16 protein-coding genes and 2 pseudogenes are annotated in these 23190 nt (G+C 49.7%); 6 read left to right on the top strand and 12 right to left on the bottom strand.

The genetic code is table 11. From position 1 onward, the window contains the following. Positions 1–56: 56 nt before the first annotated feature. The gene (locus tag VPR01S_RS02320; protein WP_021703687.1) at positions 57–2342 is read left to right on the top strand and encodes an acyl-CoA dehydrogenase; all 2286 of its coding nucleotides are present in this window, start codon (positions 57–59) and stop codon (positions 2340–2342) included. Positions 2343–2395: 53 nt separating this feature from the next. On the opposite strand, the gene VPR01S_RS02315 is transcribed toward VPR01S_RS02320, so the two are convergent. Continuing rightward, complete coding sequence (locus tag VPR01S_RS02315) at positions 2396–3715, bottom strand: endonuclease (protein ID WP_021703686.1); 1320 nt, start codon at positions 3713–3715, stop codon at positions 2396–2398. A 310-nt stretch (positions 3716–4025) separates the two neighbouring features. Between VPR01S_RS02315 and fabV the strand changes: the two genes are divergently transcribed. After that, entirely contained in the window at positions 4026–5228 is a 1203-nt protein-coding gene (fabV, locus tag VPR01S_RS02310; protein ID WP_021703685.1) for an enoyl-ACP reductase FabV, read from the top strand. Between the two features lie 69 nt (positions 5229–5297). On the opposite strand, the gene VPR01S_RS02305 is transcribed toward fabV, so the two are convergent. Next, the gene (locus VPR01S_RS02305; protein WP_021703684.1) at positions 5298–6980 is read right to left on the bottom strand and encodes an aspartate:alanine antiporter; all 1683 of its coding nucleotides are present in this window, start codon (positions 6978–6980) and stop codon (positions 5298–5300) included. Between the two features lie 168 nt (positions 6981–7148). Continuing rightward, positions 7149–7412, bottom strand: coding sequence for a GrxA family glutaredoxin (locus tag VPR01S_RS02300; protein ID WP_021703683.1), 264 nt, complete (start codon positions 7410–7412; stop codon positions 7149–7151). 316 nt (positions 7413–7728) lie between these two features. Here VPR01S_RS02300 and VPR01S_RS02295 point away from each other — a divergent pair. Beyond that, positions 7729–8235: pseudogene (locus tag VPR01S_RS02295) on the top strand (dehydroquinate synthase/iron-containing alcohol dehydrogenase family protein); the annotation flags it as partial. A 45-nt stretch (positions 8236–8280) separates the two neighbouring features. On the opposite strand, the gene VPR01S_RS02290 reads toward VPR01S_RS02295, so the two are convergent. The 5 genes from VPR01S_RS02290 to VPR01S_RS02270 all read right to left on the bottom strand — a co-directional run bounded on the left by VPR01S_RS02290 (position 8281) and on the right by VPR01S_RS02270 (position 13706). Beyond that, entirely contained in the window at positions 8281–9135 is an 855-nt protein-coding gene (locus VPR01S_RS02290; RefSeq protein WP_040902137.1) for a MurR/RpiR family transcriptional regulator, read from the bottom strand. Positions 9136–9446: 311 nt separating this feature from the next. Continuing rightward, on the bottom strand, positions 9447–11093 hold the full coding sequence (gene panP / locus VPR01S_RS02285) for a pyridoxal-dependent aspartate 1-decarboxylase PanP (protein ID WP_021703680.1): 1647 nt from the start codon (positions 11091–11093) through the stop codon (positions 9447–9449). A 107-nt stretch (positions 11094–11200) separates the two neighbouring features. Further along, the gene (locus VPR01S_RS02280; RefSeq protein ID WP_040902205.1) at positions 11201–11713 is read right to left on the bottom strand and encodes a hypothetical protein; all 513 of its coding nucleotides are present in this window, start codon (positions 11711–11713) and stop codon (positions 11201–11203) included. A 133-nt stretch (positions 11714–11846) separates the two neighbouring features. Continuing rightward, entirely contained in the window at positions 11847–12752 is a 906-nt protein-coding gene (locus VPR01S_RS02275) for a LysO family transporter (protein ID WP_021703678.1), read from the bottom strand. Positions 12753–12785: 33 nt separating this feature from the next. Further along, complete coding sequence (locus tag VPR01S_RS02270) at positions 12786–13706, bottom strand: HDOD domain-containing protein (RefSeq protein WP_021703677.1); 921 nt, start codon at positions 13704–13706, stop codon at positions 12786–12788. Between the two features lie 364 nt (positions 13707–14070). Between VPR01S_RS02270 and VPR01S_RS02265 the strand changes: the two genes are divergently transcribed. Then, positions 14071–14658, top strand: coding sequence for a TfoX/Sxy family DNA transformation protein (locus VPR01S_RS02265; RefSeq protein WP_021703676.1), 588 nt, complete (start codon positions 14071–14073; stop codon positions 14656–14658). 63 nt (positions 14659–14721) lie between these two features. Here VPR01S_RS02265 and VPR01S_RS02260 read toward each other — a convergent pair whose 3' ends face one another. The 3 genes from VPR01S_RS02260 to VPR01S_RS02250 form a co-directional block, all read right to left on the bottom strand. Continuing rightward, a complete protein-coding gene (locus VPR01S_RS02260) occupies positions 14722–15267 on the bottom strand; it encodes a hypothetical protein (RefSeq protein WP_040902135.1) in 546 nt (181 codons plus the stop codon). Between the two features lie 173 nt (positions 15268–15440). Then, a complete protein-coding gene (locus VPR01S_RS02255) occupies positions 15441–15938 on the bottom strand; it encodes a response regulator (RefSeq protein WP_021703674.1) in 498 nt (165 codons plus the stop codon). Continuing rightward, the gene (locus VPR01S_RS02250; protein ID WP_021703673.1) at positions 15931–17889 is read right to left on the bottom strand and encodes an ATP-binding protein; all 1959 of its coding nucleotides are present in this window, start codon (positions 17887–17889) and stop codon (positions 15931–15933) included. Before VPR01S_RS02250 ends, VPR01S_RS02255 begins: the two co-directional genes overlap by 8 nt. Positions 17890–18064: 175 nt before the next feature. Between VPR01S_RS02250 and VPR01S_RS02245 the strand changes: the two genes are divergently transcribed. After that, on the top strand, positions 18065–19333 hold the full coding sequence (locus VPR01S_RS02245) for a DUF945 family protein (protein ID WP_021703672.1): 1269 nt from the start codon (positions 18065–18067) through the stop codon (positions 19331–19333). 113 nt (positions 19334–19446) lie between these two features. Then, complete coding sequence (gene serC, locus VPR01S_RS02240) at positions 19447–20541, top strand: 3-phosphoserine/phosphohydroxythreonine transaminase (protein WP_040902132.1); 1095 nt, start codon at positions 19447–19449, stop codon at positions 20539–20541. Between the two features lie 97 nt (positions 20542–20638). Here the strand turns inward: serC and VPR01S_RS02235 are convergent. After that, positions 20639–22861, bottom strand: a pseudogene (locus VPR01S_RS02235) (YgiQ family radical SAM protein); the annotation flags it as partial. Between the last annotated feature and the right edge of the window lie 329 nt (positions 22862–23190).

Genomic DNA, 23190 nt, shown 5'->3' with positions numbered 1-23190 from the left:
GATAACAAAAGTATAAAAGGGCGTAGGCCCTTACCTGTGAACAAAAGGATCTGATTATGTGCTCTCTACGAAGAAAATGGATTAGTGACCCGGCATTCAAACTCTTCAAGAAAGTGTTGCCTCCGTTGTCCAGTACGGAGAAAGAGGCAATGGAGGCGGGTAGTGTCTGGTGGGATGGTGAGCTGTTCTCGGGATCACCTGATTTCACCAAGCTGCACCAATACCCAAAACCGACGCTGACCGCTGAAGAGCAGTCTTTTATGGACAATGAACTGGAAACCCTGCTGACCATGCTGGATGACCATAAAATTGTCAAAGAAGACCGTGACTTGCCGAAAGAAGTGTGGGAATACCTGCGGAAAGAACGTTTCTTCTCACTGATCATTTCCAAAGAGTATGGTGGCCGTGAGTTTTCTTCTCTGGCGAACTCGACCATCGTGTCACGCATTGCGACCCGCAGCATCAGCACGGCGGTGACCGTGATGGTGCCGAACTCTTTAGGTCCGGGTGAGCTGTTGTCTCATTATGGTACTCAGGAGCAGAAAGATTACTGGTTGCCTCGCCTGGCCGACGGCACCGATATTCCATGCTTTGCGTTAACTGGCCCAGAGGCGGGTTCGGACGCTGGTGGTATTCCGGATCAGGGCATCGTGTGTTACGGCACACATGAAGGAAAAGAAGTACTCGGTATCCGTCTGAACTGGAACAAGCGTTACATCACCTTAGCGCCAGTGGCAACCGTGCTGGGCCTGGCTTTTAAAATGTACGATCCGGACAATTTGCTGGGCGACAAGAAAGAGCTTGGCATCACCTGTGCGCTCATCCCGGCAGACCACGAAGGTGTGATCATCGGCGAGCGTCATGATCCGCTGGGTCTGGCATTTATGAACGGCCCGACGCGTGGCGAAGATGTGTTCATTCCAATGGACTGGCTGATTGGTGGTCAGGAATACGCGGGTAAAGGTTGGCGTATGCTGGTGGAGTGTCTGTCAGCAGGACGCGGTATTTCCTTGCCAGCACTGGGTACGGCGATTGGCCACCTGACGTCGCGCACCACTGGTGCGTACAGTTATGTGCGTAAACAGTTTGGCATGTCGATTGGTAAGTTCGAAGGTGTGGCAGAGGCGCTGGGACGCATCGGTGGCCTGACTTACCTGCTTGAAGCCACCCGTACCCTGACGACCACATCGTTGGATCTAAAAGAGAAACCAGGGATTGTGACGGCAATTGCCAAATACCACATGACAGAAATGGCGCGCACCATTTTGAATGATGCGATGGACATTCACTCAGGTCGTGCCATTCAGGATGGCCCGATGAATTACCTGGGTACCCATTATCTCGGTATTCCGGTTGCTATCACGGTGGAAGGGGCAAACATTCTGACCCGTAACCTGATGATCTTTGGTCAGGGAGCGACCCGTTGTCACCCATATGTATTGAAAGAGATGGAAGCGGCGGCAAATCCGGATGAGAAACAAGGGGCGGATGAGTTCGATAGCCTGCTGTTCAAACACATTGCTCACGCGACTAAAAATACACTGGGCGCATTTGGTGCCGCTCTGACCGGGTCCTACTTCGTCAAAGCGGATATGAGTGGCCCGACGAAGCCATATTACCAGGATTTGACGCGTCTGAGCCGGGCTCTGGCGGTCAGCGCGGACTTTGCCATGCTGACTCTGGGTGGCGAACTGAAACGCAAAGAGATGATCTCAGCGCGACTGGGGGATGGTCTCAGCTACCTGTATATGGCGTCTGCAACGCTGAAGAAATACGAAGATGAAGGTCGCCAGCAGCAGGATCTCGATTATGTTCACTACGCGATGCAGCATTGTTTCTATCATGCGGCTAAATCGCTGCAAGAGGCGTACACTAACTTCCCGAATAAAGTAGCGGGTCGCTTGCTTAAACTGCTGGTGTTCCCACTGGGTAACCACTTTGAGCGTCCAAGTGATGATCTGTCTGTGAAACTGGCAGAGAGCCTGATGACACCGGGTGCACACCGTGACCGTCTGACTCACTTGTGCTACATCGGCCAGGACGCGGACGACAGTGTCGGTTTGATGGAGCGGGCTTTCCTCGCGATGTACGGAGTGAAATCTCTGGAGCGTAAACTGATGCGTGCGGCGAAAGACGGTAAAGTAGCGCGTAAAGGGTTGCTGAAAGTTCGTCTGGAGCAGGCTTTGGAACAGAATGTACTGACTCAGAAAGAAGTGGATCAGATTCTGGAAGCTGATACGCTGCGCTATCAGGCGATTCAGGTTGACCACTTCAGTCATGACTTTAATGAAGTCCTGACGCAGGAGACGAGTAACAAACCGAAACTGAACAGTGTCGCCTGAAAGTAAGCGTCACGAGCATCTGAAAAAGGCACCCAATAGGGTGCCTTTTTGTTTTATTGCCCCCAGATCTCGTGGACAAATTGTGGGTAGTCAACAAAAGGGTTGCGGTTGCCCTGGAAAGTGTATGCCGCATCGTTGCGATCCCGCTCTTTCTGGCTGACCGGATCTTGTTGATGCCAATCAACCAGCATGCTCAGGAACCAGTCTTCGTAGACTTTGTCCGAGCTGCCATCTAAGACGGCGTCGCCATAACTGCTGTTGTTCTCCCAGCCGGCAATCACGTTCTGATAGCGGGTTGCCATGTAGAAGTACGCTCGGGCGATGTCACCTTTAAACTCGTCAATCGGTTCAAAGACGGTACCGTTGTAACCGAGTTCCGTTTTGGCACTGCCAAGTTTCGAGCCGTTAGCAGAGGTGTAGGACGCACTGCTGACTTCGCCGTAAGGGTAACTGCTGCGCTTGGCGTTAACGTAGCCATCGGTTGGAAAAATGTGGTGCACGTCGGTGTTCATCGGTGTGACAGCGCCGCCAAACCAACTGCGTGGGAAGGCGTGCTCGCGATTATAACAATCGCCTTCACCGCGGTAGGTGCCACATTGGTCATTGCCAGCACTATAGATATAAGGGTCGTTGGCTGCGGGATTTTCCGAATACACGTCCAATATAGAGCTGTCTTGTTCATAGTACGTATCGCGCTCATTATTGATGTAGAAGGTCCACAGTGCACTGTAGCTTTGGTCGTTATGGCTGTTAATGATGTTATACAGCTCAGTTTTCAACGCGTACCCAGTCAGGCCTTCTGCACTTTGATAGTAACTGGAGAGATTATCCAGCCCGCCGCTGCCATTGTCGCCGCTTCCCCCATTATCGCCATCACTGTTGCTAGCGGGAGCAAAATCATCAATGTACACCAGCTCCTGGCCATCAAAACCGGTTTGGTCATAAAAGCGCAGCCCGACCTCAATATTGCCGTCACTGCTGGCGGTGTAACTGTGGCTCAATTGTTGCCATTCACCCGTGATAGCTGGGTTGGTGTAATTCTGATAGCCGTCGACATAAAGGCGCGCTGCCACATGTCCTTCGGTATGGTAAACCCGGACGCTGAAGTCGTATTGTTGGCCGGCTTGCACGGCGACGCTCTGACGAAAATCGGTGGCACTTTGGGTGGTGGTGGTGACGTTCAGCGCGGCTGCTCGTGAGCCCGAAAAGAGAGGTTGAAAAGTGTCGGTCACTGTAATGCCGGAATCGATCACGCTCCAATGATCGGGTGAACCGTTGGTCCACTGTTCGAAGTCTCCGTTGGCGACCGCCGCGAGAGCAGTTGGTGCCAGTGCCGATAACAGCAAGCCAGAGAGCAGAGGCGAGTAATGCATAGTATATCCTTACGTTGATTATTATTGTTGCCAAACCAATCTGGCACATGAATGTGAATATTTGAATAAAATCAGTAACAACACCTATTTTTTGGAAGCGGCGATCAAAAAATAAACATGTTGCTTGAACACAAACCGGTCACCAGAGCTGACAAAGCTGTCTATACTGGGCGGAAAAGCTCTGGGTGGGGACACGAATCCGGATTAAAGTGCTCCAACCACTTGCTATTTCTGAGCAAATTTACAGAAATTAGATGAGATTTCGTGTCGAACCTTTTATCCTAGCGGGGATTTTTTAAGGAAGTTGAATATGATCATCAAACCTAGAATTCGCGGATTTATCTGTACCACAACTCACCCGGTGGGTTGTGAAGCAAACGTAAAAGAACAAATTGCTTACACGAAAGCACAAGGCCCAATCAAAAACGCGCCAAAGCGTGTACTGGTGGTCGGTGCGTCAAGTGGTTACGGTTTATCCTCACGTATCGCTGCGGCATTTGGTGGCGGTGCTTCAACCATTGGTGTGTTTTTCGAAAAAGAAGGCACAGAGAAAAAACCAGGTACCGCTGGTTTCTATAATGCGGCTGCATTTGAAAAGCTGGCGCATGAAGAAGGCCTGTACGCGAAAAGCGTCAACGGCGATGCTTTCTCCCATGAAGCAAAACAGAAAGTCGTGGATCTGATTAAAGAAGATCTGGGCCAGATTGATATGGTGGTGTACTCACTGGCTTCACCAGTGCGTAAGATGCCGGAAACCGGTGAACTGATTCGTTCATCATTAAAACCGATTGGTGAAACGTACACTTCAACGGCGGTTGACACCAACAAAGATGTGATCATTGAAGCCAGCGTAGAACCAGCTACTGAGCAAGAAATCGAAGACACCATTACAGTAATGGGTGGTCAGGACTGGGAATTGTGGATTAATGCGCTGTCTGACGCAGGTGTTCTGGCAGAAGGTTGTAAAACCGTTGCTTACAGCTACATCGGTACTGAACTGACCTGGCCTATCTACTGGGATGGTGCACTAGGCCGTGCGAAGATGGACCTGGATCGCGCCGCAACAGAACTTAGCGACAAGCTTTCGGCTATCGGCGGCAGCGCTAACGTAGCGGTACTGAAATCGGTTGTCACTCAGGCGAGCTCGGCAATTCCTGTTATGCCACTGTACATCGCGATGGTATTCAAGAAAATGCGTGAAGAAGGCGTACACGAAGGGTGTATGGAGCAGATCTACCGCATGTTCAGCCAGCGTCTGTACAAAGAGGATGGCAGCGCGCCGGAAGTGGATGACAAAAACCGTCTGCGTCTGGATGATTGGGAACTGCGTGATGACATTCAACAGCACTGTCGCAACCTGTGGCCACAGATCACCAGTGAAAACATCAAAGAGCTGACAGATTACGTGGAATACAAAGAAGAGTTCCTTAAGCTGTTCGGCTTTGGTGTCGAAGGTGTGGATTACGACGCAGACGTGAATCCAGCCGTTGAAACCAACTTCATCAACCTGTAATCACAGATTCGGTGAAACAAAAAGGCGCTCCGTAGAGCGCCTTTTTTAGTCTTGGAGTCTGCACACCGATCAACTGAGGATGATCAGTACCGTACCGGCTAAGGTCATCAAAATGTTGGCGATGGCATATGTTCCCGCGTAACCCAGTGCCGGGATGGTTGATTTGGCGTAGTCGTTCACAATGTCCATGGCCGGGGCACAGGTACGTGCACCGATGATGGCACCGAACAACAATGCGCGGTTCATCTTAAGGATGTAGGCGCCAACCAGATACGCCAGCGCAACCGGGACGACACTGACTAAGAAGGCGATGCCGATGACCTGTGGCCCCACTTGCGCCAGATGTTCGAACATTTTGCCACCCGCACTGAGGCCAATACCGGACATGAAAAACATCAGGCCGAGGTCTTTCACCATGTTCAGTGCCCCCTGAGGGACATAACCGAAGGTGGGGTGGTTAGCTCTCAAGAAACCAAGCGTGATCCCGGACAACAATAGCCCGACAGCGTTACCCAGGCCAAAAGACACCTGGCCGAACGTCATGGTAATCAGACCAAACAGTAGCCCGAGAATAAAGAAGCTGCAGAAGGCGAGTAAGTCTGCCATCTGACTATGGATTGAGATAAAGCCGATCCGTTCGGCCAGGCCATGTACCCGGCTTTTCTCACCACTGACTTGTAGCACATCACCTTTTGCCAGCACGATATCTTGATCCATCGGCATTTCGATTTGTGCACGCACCACACGGTTAAGGAAACAACCGTATTCGGACAGATTCAGATCAGACAGACGTTTACCGGCCATCGAGTCGCTTTTGACAACGATTTCTTCTTCGACGATGCGCAGGTCGAGCAAGTTTCGGTCGAACACTTCTTTGCCGTTACGAAAACTCGGATCAAGACGAGCGTGGCTGTCCGGGAAACCCACCAGCGCAATCTCATCGCCTTCCTGAAGAATTGCGTCACCGTCAGGGTGGGCCAGAATGCCGTTACGGCGAATCCGTTCAATGTAGCAGCCAGTTTGACGATAGATGCCCAGCTCACGCAAGTTTTTACCGTCGGTCCAGTCGATAAGTTCCGGGCCAGCACGATAGGCGCGGATGATCGGCAGGTAGACTTTGCGCTGGCCTGAGCTACCGAGGCCTCGCTCTTGCGCTATCTGCTGCGCGGAATCAGACAGATTCTGCTTTTGTAGCCTGGGCAGCAGTTTGGCGAACATGATCATACTGATCAAACCGATCAGATACGCCATGGCATAACCAACAGATAAGTTTTCCATCACCAGGTCGAAATCCATCGAGTGCGGGATGGTGGCGAGTCCGGAGTTCAGCGCATCCTGAGCACCAACCAGCACCGGGGTGGAGGTCAGAGCCCCCGCCATCATACCGGCGGAAAGACCAAAGTCGAGTCCGAGGAAGTGGCTGGAGAAGTAGGTGATCGACACTGCGGTAACCAGCACGACCATACTGAGGATAAAGTAATGTTTCCCGTCTCGGAAAAAGATACCGAAGAAGTTGGGTCCGGCCTCAATGCCCACACAATAGATAAACAGCATAAAGCCGATAGCCAGTGCATCAGAGCTAAACGAGAAACCCAAATGTCCCATGATCAGCGATGTGATCAGGACACCAATGGAGTTACCCAGTTGCAGGTTTCCGAAACGTATTTTTCCGAAGGCGAGGCCTATCGCTAATACAACAAAGATTAGAAGGATGGGGTTTTGTTCAAGCAAGTGTACGACGTCAATATTCACGGCTCGGCTCTATTAAATGTGCCAGTGAGGGGAGTAGGTTAAGTTTGCGAATTGTATCTGAATCTTACCAAAAGATAAGTGAAATTTTTTTAAATTTATTATTAGTTCCACTTTCCTGACAAATACAAAAAACCCGCTGAAATAGCGGGCTTGTGAGAATCTTGTCAATTAATCGAACAGACCAAGGTTTTCTTTCGCGTAAGCTTCGAAATCGTCGCAACCACCGATGTGCTGTTGGTCGATGAAGATCTGAGGCACAGTTTCTACTGGTTTACCTACAGTCTTTTCCAGATCAGCTTTGCTGATGCCTTCTGCGTGGATATCGACATAACGGTAGTTGAAGTCGTCACGTTTCGCTTTCAGAGTTTCTGCATGCTCTTTTGCGCGTACACAGTATGGGCAAGCCGGGCGACCGAAGATAACTACGAACATATTAACTTTCTCCTTTATTCTATTAGCGACAACTATGCCTTATCCAAATACGGAAATAAAGCAACATTTACCTCTTGCTTTGATAGGCAGGCTCTATTGATTGCAAAGTGTTCAGCCAGGCGATTCATGGCCTGGATACGGTGTGATGTGTCGCAGAAAACCGTGTTTAAAATAGGGGTTATAACCACATAGATACCAAGGTCAAATATTTTTGTGGTGTAACAAGGCAAAGTAGTCACAGTTCATATTCCACTTAGGGGAACAGGTTATGTTTCAGTTTATGACCGCCACCCGAATTCTCTTTGGTGAGGGAGTGCTGGCATCGTCTTTGTCGATCACCAACGCCAAACTGGGCGCTGCCCATGGCCTTGCTTCTGCGCTGGGTGGCAAGCTTCGTGCCCCTCACAGTGTGATTACCGCCAGATTAGCGCCCCATGTGATGCGTGAGAACATTGCAGCGGCATCGGAAGCCGGTCGCCAGGACGTTGTGATGCGGTATCAAAAAATGGCGCAGCTACTTTGCGAGCGCAGCGATGCCAAGCCAGCAGATGGCGTGCTTTGGGTTGAGCGGACACTGGCTGCGTTGGATTTACCGCCGTTGAGCACGTTTAGCGTGTGTACCACTTCATTTGAGCAAGTTGCCAAAGATGCACTGAAGTCGGTAGCCATCAAAGGGAATCCGCTGCCACTTAATCAGGAGCGCTTAGTGTACATTCTGCAGCAGGTCTGTTGCTGTCAGGCGCAATGCGACCGGCTGTCGCTCGGCCCGAACTCGGGAGAGGTGAGGGTCGTGGGGAGTGAAAGTCCGCAAATCACGCGATAAAAAACGGAGCCTTTAGGCTCCGTTGGGATCAATTTATGCGTGCGTTTAGAAATGCGACAGCTTGTCGTAGCGTGAGTCTTTCAGCGCTTCTTTTACCCGCTTGAGGTTCTCACGAAACCCGGTGCCACGGCGCAGCGTAAAGCCCGTCGCGAGCACATCAATTACCGTCATCTGTACGACACGACTGGCCATTGGCATGTACACGTCAGTATCTTCCGGTACATCGAGTGAAATCGACAACGAGCTAGCCTTATCCAAAGGCGAGTCTTTTGCCGTGATAGCAATTACCGTTGCACCATTTTCACGTGCCAGATGAGCGATCTCCACGAGGCTCTTGGTGCGGCCAGTATGTGAAATCAACACAATCACATCGTTATCGGTACAGTTAATACAGCTCATACGCTGCATCACGATATCTTCAAAGCATGTGATGGGGATGTTGAAACGGATAAACTTATTCTGCGCATCTTTGGCCACTGCGGACGATGCGCCCAGACCAAAGAACGAAATGCGTTTTGCTTGCGTCAGCAGATCGACTGCGCGATTAACCTGCATTGGATCCAGGCTATTTTTCGCCACGTCCAGGCACGCCATCGTCGATTCGAAAATCTTGTGTGTGTACGCATCCGGTCCGTCGTCTTCTTCAACGTTACGGTTTACATAAGGTGTCCCGTTGGCCAGGCTTTGAGCCAGGTGCAGTTTGAAATCTGGGAAACCTTTAGTATCCAGGCGGCGGCAGAAACGGTTAACAGTCGGCTCACTGACATCGGCCATTTTAGCCAGTGTCGCAATGCTCGAGTGAATAGCAGTCTGAGGTGATGCCATGATCACTTCCGCAACCTTGCGCTCAGACTTACTGAAATTTTCCAGGTTCTTTTGGATTTTTTCTAATGTATTCATAGTGTTCACGAGGGTATAGAGCACATTTCATTGGCCATACCTGAAACCCAATCATGCATGGGGGAAATAATCGACTTCCAGTAAGGCATTTGGTAGCCAACGCCATAAGTTGAGTATAAACCTAACGATGATTGATACAGTAACATTTCTCGACATCAATTAGTGAGAATATGACAAGCCTCAAACAAAATTTCGGTAAAACTACAGAATTCAGCCAAAAATCAGCAATTTTAAAGATAAAAAAGACGATTAATGATGGATGAATTACAGCAAAACGAAAGAAAATTTCATTTCGCTGTTCATCGAAAGGTCTAGCCGTTTAGGATGCGTTGACACAATGTGTGGATGCTGGCCATCAGATTCGGGGCTTGTTGCACGATCTCACGTTGCTCATCCAGTACCGATTGCAGAATGTCGTCCGTGGTCAGCGGATTGGCCAGAACTACCCGGAATACGATGGTATTCAGTCGATCCCAGCGTGCTGGATTCAGGCGGGTGCGCGAAACGAACGTTTTACCGGTTTCTCGCTGGCGCTTTTGGACAAACTGGGTGAGTTCGTTGAGCAATTCATTTAACGCCAGTTTATCTTCTTTGTCAGCGATTTGCATTGCCTGACAAGCATTTTCTGGCAGATAGCGGTACGTCAGCAGACACAGCTCAGGCTCGGAAACCAGTTCAAAGTCAGCTTGCTGTTTAATCAAATCGGCAAAATAGCGGGCTTTGTTGATGCTCTGATCAATCAGCAATTCATAACCCGGACGGCTGATAATGTGCATGGCTGCGTAAACCAGCATCGCCATACCGGAGCGCGACCCTTCCAGAGTGTGGCTGCCCAGATCTTTTGAGCCTTTGCGTAATATGTATTGCGCGTGGTGCTCAATGGCCTGCATGGCATTGGGATCTTTGAATAACACCATGCCGGCACCCATAGGAATATAGAGTTGTTTGTGGGCATCGATGGTGACAGAATCGGCCAGTTCGATGCCATCCAATAAGCGGCGGTAGGTATTGGACATTAAAGTCGCGCCGCCCCATGCCGCATCAACGTGGAAATGACAACCTTCGTCAGAGCAGATCTCAGCGATTTCTCTGAGTGGATCAATATTGCCCGTTTCAGTGGTGCCAGCGACGCCAACAACCGCGAACGGCAGGATCTTGTCAGACTTTAACTGCTTCAACGTCGCTTGCAGCGCTGCCGGTTTGATCCGGTTATGTTCGTCTGTGTCAACGGCAATCAGGCCCTGCTGTCCAATGCCCAGTACGTCCGTCGCTTTTTTCAGCGAATAATGACCCCGTTCAGAAACCACGATCGCCAGACCTTCATAGCCGTAATGTTTCAGCGCACGGAACAGGCCTTCTTTTTCAACCCCCAGGAACTCGCCATCGGCTTTTAAGGCGTTGTTGCGTGCCACCCATAATGCCGTGATATTCGCGATGGTACCGCCGGAGCAGAATGCACCTAAAGAGTGCTCGGCGCTGTGCATCCACTGCGCATAAAATTCCTCATCCTGGGTATAAATCAAACGGTGTAGCATACCCAGAACCTGACGCTCTAACGGCGTAAAGGCTTTGGAGGTTTCGATTTTGACCAGGTTCTGATTGAGCGCAATCATGATTTTTGATAGTGGCATCAAAAAATAGGGCAGCGCGGAGGTCATGTGACCGATAAAGCTGGGGGCAGACGTGTGGACTGAGTGAGACACCAGTGTATCCAGCAGGTGCTGCGTATGGTCAGAGACAAAAGAGGGTTGCTCGGGAATGGTGGCGTAGGCGAAATCCTTCTCGATGTCACGCAGTGGCTTTTCTTCGGCAACAATATGATCGCGCAAGAACACATTCAGGTTCTGCGATAATTTCTCTTCGATTTTGGTCAGTGTGGAATCTGGCCCTTCGGGAATGGTGAAGATTCGGAGCAGGCTCTCGAAGCTCACGTCCGCCGTTTTCTGTTCTGATACCATACAGCTAGTGTTTATTTTTCTTCAGTTGCGAGCGGGACAATCTAAACGAAAACGGGACTAAAGTCCCGTCTTAATTGAGTGGTGCGACTGACGCTTGGCCTGTGCTGCTATTGACACTGGATAGTTTCAGCTTTTGCAATCGCCTGATTGTAGCGCTGGAGAGCAGGGTCAATTTGTTTTGGATGACTGAGCAGCTCAGCAAACGCGCTGCGCAAATCATAATTCTGGCTGTGTGGTTTGGACTGGCGATCATCGTAGGTGATTTTGGCGATCTTACCCAGTTCATCACTGCGTGAGGCTAAGACTTTAATATCCTGCTGATCCAGCTTTAGCCAGGCTTCTACCGCTCGCTCGGTCGCGACTTTAGACGGATCGTTGTCGAGGTAATATTTCACGGCTGCGCGGTTGAGTTCAAAGTGATGCTCACGACCTTGCAGGAACCAGTCGCTGACTTCTTTCAACTCCGGGTACTTTTCCGCCGTCAGTTTGGCCAGATCCTGATACCAAGTCATTGAGGCATCCACGTACGCATCGTATTTCTTGGACAGACACGCATTGTCTGCCGCCATCGCCATTGACGATGTGGCACTAAGCAGAGCCGCAACCAGTAAGCGTTTCATAATCTTTCCTTTTTTCTTAAGCTGAAGTGGGGCGTAAAGGCCGGACATATCGTGTTCCGGAAACATTACTTTTCCCTACTGTTGTTATTATTTGAGCGCAATTCTAGAGGAAATAGTGATACTTTCCTGCGATCTAGCTTGCAAGAGAGACAAAGAACAGCATCAGTATCGGTACCAGCAAGCTGAGGATAAAACCACTGACGATAGCCACCGGGACACAGCGCACGCCACCAGTGGTCTGAATGACTGGCAGGGTAAAGTCCATTGCAGTGGCTCCGGCGTATCCGATGGCAGTGCACGGCTGGCTGCGAATCAGCAACGGGATCACCACCAAAGCGACAAGTTCGCGCAGCAGTTCAATCATGAACGAGGCGCCGCCGTATACCGGACCAAACGCATCGCCCATCAGTATGCCCGCCAAGGAGTACCAGCCAAAGCCGGACGCCATGGCCAAGCCTCGGTATGGATCAATCTCGAGAACCCAGGCGGCGATCAGCCCGCCCAGCAAAGAGGTGGCGATGATCACCATGGCAATCACCATCCCGTGTTTATTGAGCAGAATCTGGCGCAGGGTCAGACCACTGTTTCTAAGCTGAATGCCGATAAAAAACAGCAATACAAACAAAATCCACTCGCTGGCAGTATCCACCCAATGCAGGCCGAACGGCGCTACCAGACCGGCAAGCAATCCACCACCGACCACCAGAATCAGCTTGGCAGATTCAAGAGCCATGCTCGATAACGGGAGTTTTGTGTGGCTGGCATCGGTCTGAATAGGCAAAAAACGGTCAATTAAGGGGAGCGCTGCCAGATTGCACAGGCCGAGGACGGAAAAAAATACCGCGGTGTACTCAAGTATGGTTTGCAGGTTATGGCTGAGATTGTCCAGTGCAGCCAAACTCAGCCCCATCAACGCCAGTATGACGTAGATGAGAGAAGATGTGGTTTTATTGATTTGCGCCAGTTGGTTGGCGTTAGATATGACAATAAAATACCCCAGCACCAACGGGGCAAAGATAAACAGCATCCCTGTAAACATTGTATTCCTTTGTAGAAAATGCGACTAGCGGCCTTACAGGCCGCTAGCATTGATGACGTCGTCAATATGAGTTTTAAACTCAATATCACTTAAATTGGATAATTTGTACAGCACGTCAGCGCCGGTTACGTCAATTTCTACATGGTGCTCGTCAATGGCTTCGTCTTTACGACGGAACATCAACAAGTGATTAGCGATCCGCGCGATGTCGAGATAGGAGATAACATCCACACCGGATTCGTGTCGGGCATTGGCGGCCACATCAATGAAATCCTGATCGAACCCCCAGCGGTTAAGGACCAGCTGGCTGGTGCTGGAACACTGAGAGTTGAAGATCTGCAACGCAATGTGTTGGTCGAGATAGTTGCCCTGTTCCAGATAGAGGTAGTACTCGTTCACCAGGCAGAACAGTCCAATATCGGCCAACAGGCCAACCAACAGGGCTTTGTCTGTCTCAATGTGCTGGTATGCCGGATCGCCACTTTGATGGAACGAACGCGTCACCAACACCATCGTTGCGGCCAATTCTCGCGAGGTGGCTGCGCTGCGGGCGAGGATCTGATTGCACTCATTGCTGAGTGAGACTGAATGTTTCAGTTGTTCTATGGCTTGCGCCGTAACGATGTCACGTACGCGAAGAAGCCCCAGCCTCGATACTGCCGTCAGCAGGTCGGTGCAGGTGATATTACGGCGGTTGAAGATCACCGAGTTCGCTACTCGAATGACAATTGCCGCAAGTCCCGGGTCCTCAAGAAGACAATCCGCCACATCAGAGATGCCAGTGGTGTCCTGAGTACATAGTTTTTGGATACGAATGACTACTTCGGAGATAGGAGGAAGACTGATTTTGCCGGTACTGAGCGACTGCTCGATCAACTGAGCAAACTCGCTTTCAATTCCTTTTAAAAGCAGCTCTTGGTTTTCGGGTAGCCAGTAAAAAGATAAATGGTTCATGAATAGACAATATTTTTGCGTACTCAATACAGTTTAACGGTGCGAGAGGATAATCGGCAACTAAATATCTGTCACCCAAAGTGGAGTAGATCACTTTTTGGAACCGAAGTGCGGTTATGTTGCCGGACCGACGCTATTTTAACCGCGACTAATTGTGATATCAGTCTCATATGGGCTTGTAAATTAATCAAATCGTGTGAGCTATGCCCAGACTTATTTTGCTACGTTAACTATCATTTGAGAAAAATAAGGCGCAATGACGTCAATAAATATACTTTTAATTTCGATAAAGTTATCAATATTTCGCTTACTGCTACTGTCTGGTGATTACAACAATAATCGGGGGGACTGATTATGAGGATCAATGGATATGACAGAGCAAGCTTTTACCGATTACGTGAGTCAATTTGGTGTTTTTCAGAAACGTTCTATGTTTGGTGGGATCGGGCTGTTTCAGTCTGAAGCGATGTTTTCACTGATTGCAGGCGAACGGCTATTTATCCGGGGTGGAGACCATCTGGATGATCTGCTGGGCGATCTGGCGTGTGAAAAGTATCGCCACGTGAAGAAACAAACGACGGCCACTGTAAACTATTACGACATCACCAAGCTGTTTGAATCGCGTCACGAGAAATTGGAGCACATTGTTCGAGAGTCTATAAAACATTCCGTTAACCAACGTGAATTTCAGAAATCGACTGCCAGCCGGCGCCTGCGTGATTTGCCGAACATGCAATTGACGTTGGAGCGCATGGTTAAAAAAGCAGGTGTCGATGATGTCGAAACCTTTATTGAGCTGGGGGCCGCGGAGGTGTTCTCCCGGGTTCGTCACGCTTACGGCAATGATGTCGATCTTAAACTGCTATGGAAATTTGCTGGTGCCATCGACGGCATCCACTGGAAACTGCTCCAGGAGCCGAAAAAACGCCAACTGCTGGCCTGTTGCCAATAACCGTCGAGAGACAAAAAAAACCGAGGTAAAGAGACCTCGGTTTTTTTTTCATTCGGGCTGGGATCAGAACTTGAAGCGTGTTGTGAACATCAGTTGGTCGCCGTAAAAGTCGTTAATACGGGCTTCGGCGCCGATAGAGAAGAGCTCAGTAGAGTGGAAGCGCGCGTAAACTGAACCGATCCAGTCATCGTCGTCGTCGATAGAAACATAACCGGCTTTACCGCCGACTTCGAGCTGTGGGCCAAGCCATTGGCGTACACCGACGTTAATTTCCATGCCGCTGTCCGCACTGTGGTCGCCATCGTCGACCAAACGGAATAGCATTTCACCCGTCAAATCTGCCCAGTTATTGATCGGCGCGTGAAAACCAAAACCCGCAGCCGCGTCGTAGTCACCTTCAAACTCTGAATCAATACGACCGATAATATGAGCGTTAGGGTGGATAGATTTACTGATAGCCGTACCGAAAGTAACAGGGCTTGCACCAATACGTGCCTCGATGTAGTCGTAGCTGAAGTTACTCATTACGGACGGACTGTTCGGATCGGTTTGAGCAAGTGACTGCCCGGATGCAAGCAACAGCGCTGCTGCAAGAATTGTTTTGCGCATAGTAAACATAAACCTATTTTTAATTGATTCCGTGGTCTCTAGCGGTCGCACCGCGACACTTCCAAATATGATAATGCAACACTGGTGATGCAAACCATTAAAAAATGTCATTCTTTTGTCATTGAGCTAAAGTTCTAGCAATTAATATGCCATGGAATGACTATTTAATGACCTTATTCGCCAAAACTGATTCTGTTTTCTGCGATGGCGTTAAAAATTTTCTCCGTGTCTAAAATGGATGCCCAAGGCATCAAGTCTTTTTCGTGGTGAATCATATACTCAGTCAGTTGCGACTTGATGACGTTGCGCAGGGCTTCTCCCTGCCAGGGCTTGGCAATGTAAAAGTCGAGGCTGGAGTGATTGACCGCTTCGACGGTGTCTTCTAAACCGGCCTGACCTGTGAGGAGAATCTTGCGGGCGGCGGCGGTTTGTGGGTTTTCACTCAGTTCGATCAAAAAACTGATCCCTGTCTGTTCTGGCATAATATGGTCACAGAGTATCAACGCGAGCTTGACGTCTTCATCTTGGCATTCCGCGATGATCTCTTTCGCCTCTGATACCGATTCTGCTCCTTCGACGATAAAACTTTCTTCATAACAATCGATGTCCTGAAGCACACTGTCCAGAACGTCACGTTCGTCATCAACACACAAAATAAGGTATTTATTCATCGCTAGTTCCTGTCATTTGTTGTGGGGTGGCTGTAATCGGCAGCCAGACTTTCATCTTAGTGTATTCGTCCGGTTGGGATTCGACTTCGATCTGGCCACCATGCTGGTTGATGATTTGCAGGCAGACTGACAAACCAATGCCGAGACCGAAGTTACCTTCCCGTTTGGTGGTGAAGTTGAGTTCAAAGATTTGCGCTTGCAAAGCTTCGGGCACGCCATGACCGTTATCTTCAAACGTGATCAGCGCCCAGTTTTGTTGTTGGGTTTGAACATGTTGGGTCGAAATTTTCAGTACGCCATGCGCGGGGAAAGCATCGAGCGCATTTGAAATCAGATTCGTCCAAACTTGTTGCAGAGCGATAGGCTGGCAGCGAACAGGAGGCAGCGGATGGTACTCTTTTTCCAAGGTATGGCGCTTGAGCCGGTTTTCGAAGATCACGAGCGTATCTTCAATGCCTTCGTGAAGATCAACATCGTGGTATGTTTCATCATCTGGGCGGGCATAGCCTTTGAGGCTTTTGACCATATCGGCAATGCGCTGGGCACAGACATTAATTGACCGTAGCGTGCTACCCGTCAGATGATAAGCCTCAAGTTGCGCTAGCTTTTGCTGTGCTTTACTGGGGGCGTGTTTAGCCAGATGCATAAGCTCGGCATTGTCAGCAAGATTCAGCCGCGCTATTTTTTTCGCCAGTAAACGATCACCGATATCCGCTTCAATTTGTTTGGCCAGAGTACGCTCCTGTGCAGTTGATACCGGACGGGCAGAGCGTGCCTCTTCCAGCAACTGTGTGCCTTGTATGGCCAGTTCGGCTTCCGCTGGTTGCTTCACCAGGTGAAGCATTTTTTCCGTCAGGGTTTCCGTTCCGCGCAGAATTGCCGCCACCGGGTTATTGAGCTCGTGCGCCACGCCTGCCACCAGTTGACCCAGCATGGCCATCTTCTCTCGTTCAATTAATTGTTGATGCGCCGAATCCAGTGACTCCAGCGTTTTCTGCAGTTCAAGCTTGGTGACAATACTGCGTTGCAGCCGGCGGTTAAAATGGCGCAACAGTAAGTTGGTAAACAGAGGCAAGAGGGTGGTATTGGAGTGCATGACTTTGCTGAACACATCCCGGTCAAGTTTGATGACATCCGTGGTGGTGAGGGTCACCGCGGTGGAAAACGAACGTTCACCGGTAACAAACGACATACCTCCGACAATACTGCCTTTGTTGTGCCTGACCACTTCTCGCTCAATACCCTGATCATCGGTTTTATACAGGGCGACTTGGCCCGAGGTAATAAACCACAAAAAGCGATTCTCTTCACCTTCTTTGGTCAGCAGGTGCTGACTGGAGTAGGTTCGGCAAGCGCGAGTTTCGTCTTCCTGTTCAAAAAATGCATACAGCGCAGCAATTACCTGTTCGGCCAACTCGTTGTCTGACAATGTGTGATGATCACTGATAAAGCCCTCGCGAAAAGAACGCATTTTCTGCTCTATGTGTGTGCGTAACAGACGCTGCTGATCCAGGACCTGACTGTAATAAAGCAGGTTGTCCGAATCGTGCTCAAGCACGAATGTGGTGAGCTCTTTTTGCGCGGTCTTATACACCAGTTGATCTTGCAGCGGTTTGGTCAGGCAATGGTCGAGCCGGCCTTCATTCACGGCAGCGAGGATGGCATTGATGTCCTGCCCGCAACTGATGAGGATTTTTCGTGCGCTTTGAGTGTGAGGCGATTTATCAAGCTGTATCAGGAAGTCGGCACCGTTGAACTGTTCATGGTGGCTGGCGATCACCAGTGCGACAGCTTGTTCCCGGGCGTGACAGAACTCCAGCGCAGACTGAGCATCTTCCAGGCTATCTGCCGTGTGCAGATCAAATCGGCTGCAAAACGGCGTTAGTTCATGGCGCAGCTGCTCAGCGCTGACCGGATTACTGTCCAGACACAAGATGGCAAAAGCGTGCACGTTGACCTCTGTTTAAAGTTTCTCCAACTACACAGTAGCAGGGCCTGTTCTACGATGCTGAGAGCTGAGTACGAGATCTTCACGTTATGACAAAATAACGACAATACTCTGATTTAACTCAATGTTTTGAGTATATTGTTGTAGACTGAAAAAAACTCCGGACTTTAAGAGTATTATGAATCAGCTTAAGAAACTGGGTGCCATTGGTGGCGCTATCTCGCTGGCCCTGTGTTGGCCCCTCGCCGTTGGTCAGATTGGCCACAATGTGATCCATGATGGCGTAAAAAAACTCAATAACGCATCACTGAAAGCGGAAATTGTAAAATACGAGCGGGGTTATCTCACTTCTCAGGTTGAAACGCATTTTACGGTGATTGACCCTGAATTAATCCAGCAACTCAAAACCGATGGTCTGCCAACGGACTTCACTGTGAAAAGTGACGTCGAACATGGCGTGATCAGCTTGAGTGCGCATTCGGTGCTGGAAGGAGAACAAGAGATCCCGTTAACGCTCGACACGCAGACTCAATTGAACGGCAACACTCAGTTTGAACTGAATCTGGACACCTGGCACTTCACCAGTGGCGGTGAGAATCCGGTTACGGTTTCTACCACGCCTGCATACCTGAAAGGGCATGCGACCGTGTTGGGTTTGGGAGGATACACATTAGATGTACCTTCGGTTGAACTGGACTTTGCCTCGGGTGAAAAAATCACCCTGACCGACGTGAAGGGCGAAGGTGACGGCAAGCAACAAGAAGGGTTTTGGCTGGGCGATCAGACCATTCAGGTAGGCAACCTGATGCTCACTGAGAATGACGACACAGCGAAATTTGAACTAAAGCAAGCCAGCTATCACTTTAACTCGTCGGAGGATGTGCAGCAAAAGCGTTTGAACAGCGTGCATCAACTCAAAGCCCAACAAGTGGTGATGCCTGACGGCAACGTCAATGACTTCAATGTTGATTTTGCGCTGGGCGATCTGGACAGTGTGTCCTTCCTCAAACTGATGAATCTGTATCGCAACAGCCCACAGTTGACGGACAGAGACATTCAGCAGGCCATTCCATATATCGAAACGCTGTTTTCAAAAGGTTTTTATCTATCGATGAATCAGATGAAAATGACGTTAGGCAGCGGTGAGTTTGAATCTCAATGGAAACTGAATGTGCCGGAAGGGACGAACAATGTTTCGAAGAACCCGGCGCTGATTGTTCCAGCGTTAACCGGACATCTGAATACCTTTTTCTCTAACGAGCTGGTGGCGGAGTATCCGTTTATCCGCGAAAGCATTGATGAGGCGATCGTGATGGAAATGATCACTCAGAGCGACAAGGGCTATACGATTAACGCTGAGCTGATAAACGGCAATGTGGTATTTGAAAATGGCCATCAAGTCCCGTTAATGGCGCTGTTACTGCCGATGATGATGCAAAAGCGTTAAAAAATAATCACTCTCTAAGAAAAGAGGTCGAAAGACCTCTTTTCTTGCTTTTTATCGGCGTAGAAAAGTGGTATTAATCGAATATATTTGACATCGCAGGAGCAATGATACGCATGGAACCTTCCCCGAATAACGTCTTTAACTTTAGCGCCGGACCGGCTGGTCTGCCGAAAGCCGTCATGGAACAAGCTCAGGCAGAGCTGATCAACTGGAATGGACTGGGTGTGTCCGTGATGGAAGTCAGCCACCGCAGCAAAGAGTTCATCAAAGTTGCCGAAGAGGCCGAGCAAGACTTACGCGATCTCCTTCATATTCCAGGCAATTATAAAGTGTTGTTCTGTCAGGGTGGAGCACGAGCCCAATTTGCAGCTGTGCCGATGAACTTATTAGGTGGGGCCTCGAAGGCCACGTATATCGACGCTGGTTACTGGGCTGAAAGCGCGATTAAAGAAGCGAATAAATATTGTGAAGCGGATGTTTTCGTCGCGAAGTGTGAAAAAGATGGTAAGACGGCAGTGGTGCCTGCGGCGGAATGGCCGGTGGCGTCTGACTCCGCTTACGTCCATTTCTGTCCGAATGAAACCATTGATGGAATCGAAATCAATGATCTGCCTGTGACAGATAAGCCGATTGTGGCAGATATGTCATCCACGATTTTGTCACGCGAAATCGACGTGTCGCAATACGGTGTGATTTATGCGGGTGCTCAGAAGAACATTGGACCGGCAGGTATCTGCATCGCGATTGTTCGCGACGATTTGCTGGAACTGGCCAATGACCTGTTACCAAGCGTTCTGAATTACAAAGTGCTGGCCGAAAAAAATTCAATGTACAACACCCCGCCAACCTTTGCCTGGTATTTATCTGGCTTGGTTTTTAAATGGCTTAAAGCTCAGGGCGGCGTAAAAGCGATGGAGCAGATCAATCGCGAGAAAGCCGCAATTTTGTATAACTACATTGATGAGTCAGACTTCTACGTTAACAATGTTCACCAGGACAACCGCTCGTTGATGAATGTTCCTTTCCAACTGAAAAAGCCGGAACTGGATGCGAAGTTCCTGGAACTGGCGGAAAATCGCGGTCTGGTCGCACTAAAAGGTCATCGCGTAGTTGGTGGGATGCGCGCGTCGATTTACAATGCAATGACTGTAGAGGGTGTGAAAGCATTGGTGGCATTTATGCGCGAATTTGAGCGTGATTTTGCGTAAACGGCTCCGTTAACAAAGAAAAGAACCATCAAAAGAAAAGGCCCAGTGATATCACTACTGGGCCTTTTTGTATTGGTTAAGCTCTGGCGTGGCGTGGCTTCTTGTTGCTGCTATTGCCACGTTTCGCGCCTGCTGGAGGCTTGCTGCCTGGTCGGCCTTTATTACCGTCAGGTTTTTTCGCCCCGGGGCGTGAACCACCAGTGCCTTTGTCATTACCAAAACCTGGCTGATTCTTCGTGTGCTTGGTCGCGAAACGATTCGCGCCATGGCGGCCGGATTTGCGGCGTTGCGCCGGCGTCAGCACATCACCGTCTTCAGCAGGAACCAGACAGCTTGGTTTGTCACCAATCAAATGTTTTTTGCCCATGTTGATCAGCGCTTCGCGGATCATCGGCCAGTTGTTTGGATCATGGTAGCGGAGCAGCGCTTTGTGCAGGCGGCGCTGACGCTCACCTTTAGCCACTGGCAGATCTTCACGCTGCTTGTATTTGACCCGTTTAAGCGGGTTGGTCTCTGAGTAATACATCGAGGTCGCATTACACATGGGTGATGGGTAGAAGTTCTGAACCTGATCACATTCAAATTCATTTTTCTTCAACCACAACGCCAGGTTGAGCATGTCTTCGTCTTCGGTTCCAGGGTGGGCAGAGATGAAGTAAGGAATCAGGTATTGTTTTTTACCGGCTTCTTTACTGTACTGCTCAAACATCTCTTTAAAACGATCATAGGTGCCCATACCGGGTTTCATCATCAGATCAAGTGGACCTTTCTCTGTGTGTTCCGGGGCGATTTTCAGGTAGCCACCGACATGGTGCGTTACCAGCTCTTTCACATACTCAGGTGACTCGATGGCCAAATCGTAACGGACACCGGAAGCTATCATCACTTTCTTGATGCCGTCAACGTTTCGGGCTGCACGATACAAGTCGATGGTGTGTTTATGATCGGTATTGAGTTTGTTACAAATACCTGGGAATACACACGATGGACGTCGGCAGTTGGCTTCGGCTTTTGGATCGCTACAGCCTAAGCGGTACATGTTCGCAGTAGGGCCGCCAAGATCAGAGATTGTGCCGGTAAAGCCCGGTACTTTGTCACGAATTTCTTCCAATTCGTTAATGATCGACTCTTGAGAGCGGTTTTGGATAATCCGACCTTCATGTTCTGTGATGGAGCAGAATGAACAGCCACCAAAGCAGCCACGCATGATGTTGACTGACGTTTTGATCATGTCGTACGCCGGAATCTTCGCTTTGCCATATTTAGGGTGTGGCACGCGTGCATAAGGCAAACCGAATACGTAGTCCATCTCTTCGGTCGTCAATGGGATCGGAGCCTGGTTTACCCACAGCTCACGATCGCCGTGACGCTGTAGCAGCGCACGTCCTGAATACGGGTTCGTTTCCAGGTGCATGATACGGCTGGCGTGCGCATACAAGATGCGATCATTTTTCAGCTTTTCAAACGGCGGTAAACGCACGGCGGTGTTCGCCGCGTCATGACGTGAAGGACGAATCGCTATCGGTGTGGCTTGAGTCGCATCCTTCTTGGTATCGCATTTGGTTTCCACTTCGTAAGGGTTCGGCGGAATGAACGCTTCTTTACGCGGTTTTTCAATCCGGGAAGAGTCAACGACTTTATAGCCCTCCGGCACGGCTGGCAGGTTGACAGCTGTGCCGCGGATATTGGTCATATCAGCGATGTTTTCACCGTCTGCTAGGCGATGGGCGACTTCGACCAATGCGCGCTCCGCGTTGCCAAACAACAGAATGTCAGCTTTCGCATCAAACAGCACAGAGCGACGTACTTTGTCTGACCAGTAATCGTAGTGAGCAATACGACGCAGACTGGCTTCAATACCACCCAGTACGATAGGTACGTCTTTGTAGGCTTCACGGCAACGCTGTGAGTAGACCAGTGTGGCACGATCAGGACGCTTACCCCCTTCATTGTTCGGGGTGTAGGCATCATCATGGCGCAGCTTTTTATCTGCGGTGTAACGGTTTATCATGGAATCCATGTTGCCGGCGGTGATGCCAAAAAACAGGTTGGGTTTACCCAGCTGCATAAATGCGTCTTTATTCTGCCATTCTGGCTGAGCAATGATGCCGACACGAAACCCTTGCGCTTCCAGCAGACGGCCAATAATGGCCATACCGAAGCTTGGATGATCGACGTAGGCATCGCCGGTGACGATAATAATGTCACAGCTGTCCCAGCCCAGGGCATCCATCTCTTTTCTGCTGGTTGGCAGGAAAGGTGCAGTACCGAAGCATTCCGCCCAGTACTTTTTGTATTCGCTAATGTTTTTGGTATTCATAAACTTAAATTTTGCTCACTTCACTCGGACGCATCAGGCTACACAACCGTTTATTGTTAGCAGGTTCGCTGCTGTTTCTTTGTGGCTGTTTTTCCTGCGCCCCTTTCCGGTCAACCGGTTTGCGTTGTCACCGTATTAATGACTCGCAACTAGCATCCTGCAAGTGTCGGTATGGTGCACTTCAAGGCGAAGATTGCCACGGAATATACAGTGGGTGGCGCGCAAACGTGGCTGAACACCCGTAGTAATATTAGGTGAAAATAATCCGCCTGATAAAATAGCGGTGGAGTTTAACATGTAATTGCTCAAGTACATCAATTTCTGTAACC

This window comes from Vibrio proteolyticus NBRC 13287 (genome assembly GCF_000467125.1).
Lineage (GTDB): Bacteria > Pseudomonadota > Gammaproteobacteria > Enterobacterales > Vibrionaceae > Vibrio > Vibrio proteolyticus.
This window is presented reverse-complemented; position numbering and strand designations above follow the sequence as displayed.

What these genes read in the sequence shown, in the direction of transcription:
- VPR01S_RS02280 (WP_040902205.1), bottom strand. Translation starts at nt 11,713, where the DNA reads ATGAAACGCTTACTGGTTGCGGCTCTGCTTAGTGCCACATCGTCAATG.
- VPR01S_RS02315 (WP_021703686.1), bottom strand. Translation starts at nt 3,715, where the DNA reads ATGCATTACTCGCCTCTGCTCTCTGGCTTGCTGTTATCGGCACTGGCA.
- VPR01S_RS02265 (WP_021703676.1), top strand. Translation starts at nt 14,071, where the DNA reads ATGGATATGACAGAGCAAGCTTTTACCGATTACGTGAGTCAATTTGGT.
- fabV (WP_021703685.1), top strand. Translation starts at nt 4,026, where the DNA reads ATGATCATCAAACCTAGAATTCGCGGATTTATCTGTACCACAACTCAC.
- VPR01S_RS02320 (WP_021703687.1), top strand. Translation starts at nt 57, where the DNA reads ATGTGCTCTCTACGAAGAAAATGGATTAGTGACCCGGCATTCAAACTC.
- panP (WP_021703680.1), bottom strand. Translation starts at nt 11,093, where the DNA reads ATGGTATCAGAACAGAAAACGGCGGACGTGAGCTTCGAGAGCCTGCTC.
- VPR01S_RS02275 (WP_021703678.1), bottom strand. Translation starts at nt 12,752, where the DNA reads ATGTTTACAGGGATGCTGTTTATCTTTGCCCCGTTGGTGCTGGGGTAT.
- VPR01S_RS02260 (WP_040902135.1), bottom strand. Translation starts at nt 15,267, where the DNA reads ATGCGCAAAACAATTCTTGCAGCAGCGCTGTTGCTTGCATCCGGGCAG.
- VPR01S_RS02290 (WP_040902137.1), bottom strand. Translation starts at nt 9,135, where the DNA reads ATGAATACATTAGAAAAAATCCAAAAGAACCTGGAAAATTTCAGTAAG.
- serC (WP_040902132.1), top strand. Translation starts at nt 19,447, where the DNA reads ATGGAACCTTCCCCGAATAACGTCTTTAACTTTAGCGCCGGACCGGCT.
- VPR01S_RS02255 (WP_021703674.1), bottom strand. Translation starts at nt 15,938, where the DNA reads ATGAATAAATACCTTATTTTGTGTGTTGATGACGAACGTGACGTTCTG.
- VPR01S_RS02270 (WP_021703677.1), bottom strand. Translation starts at nt 13,706, where the DNA reads ATGAACCATTTATCTTTTTACTGGCTACCCGAAAACCAAGAGCTGCTT.
- VPR01S_RS02245 (WP_021703672.1), top strand. Translation starts at nt 18,065, where the DNA reads ATGAATCAGCTTAAGAAACTGGGTGCCATTGGTGGCGCTATCTCGCTG.
- VPR01S_RS02300 (WP_021703683.1), bottom strand. Translation starts at nt 7,412, where the DNA reads ATGTTCGTAGTTATCTTCGGTCGCCCGGCTTGCCCATACTGTGTACGC.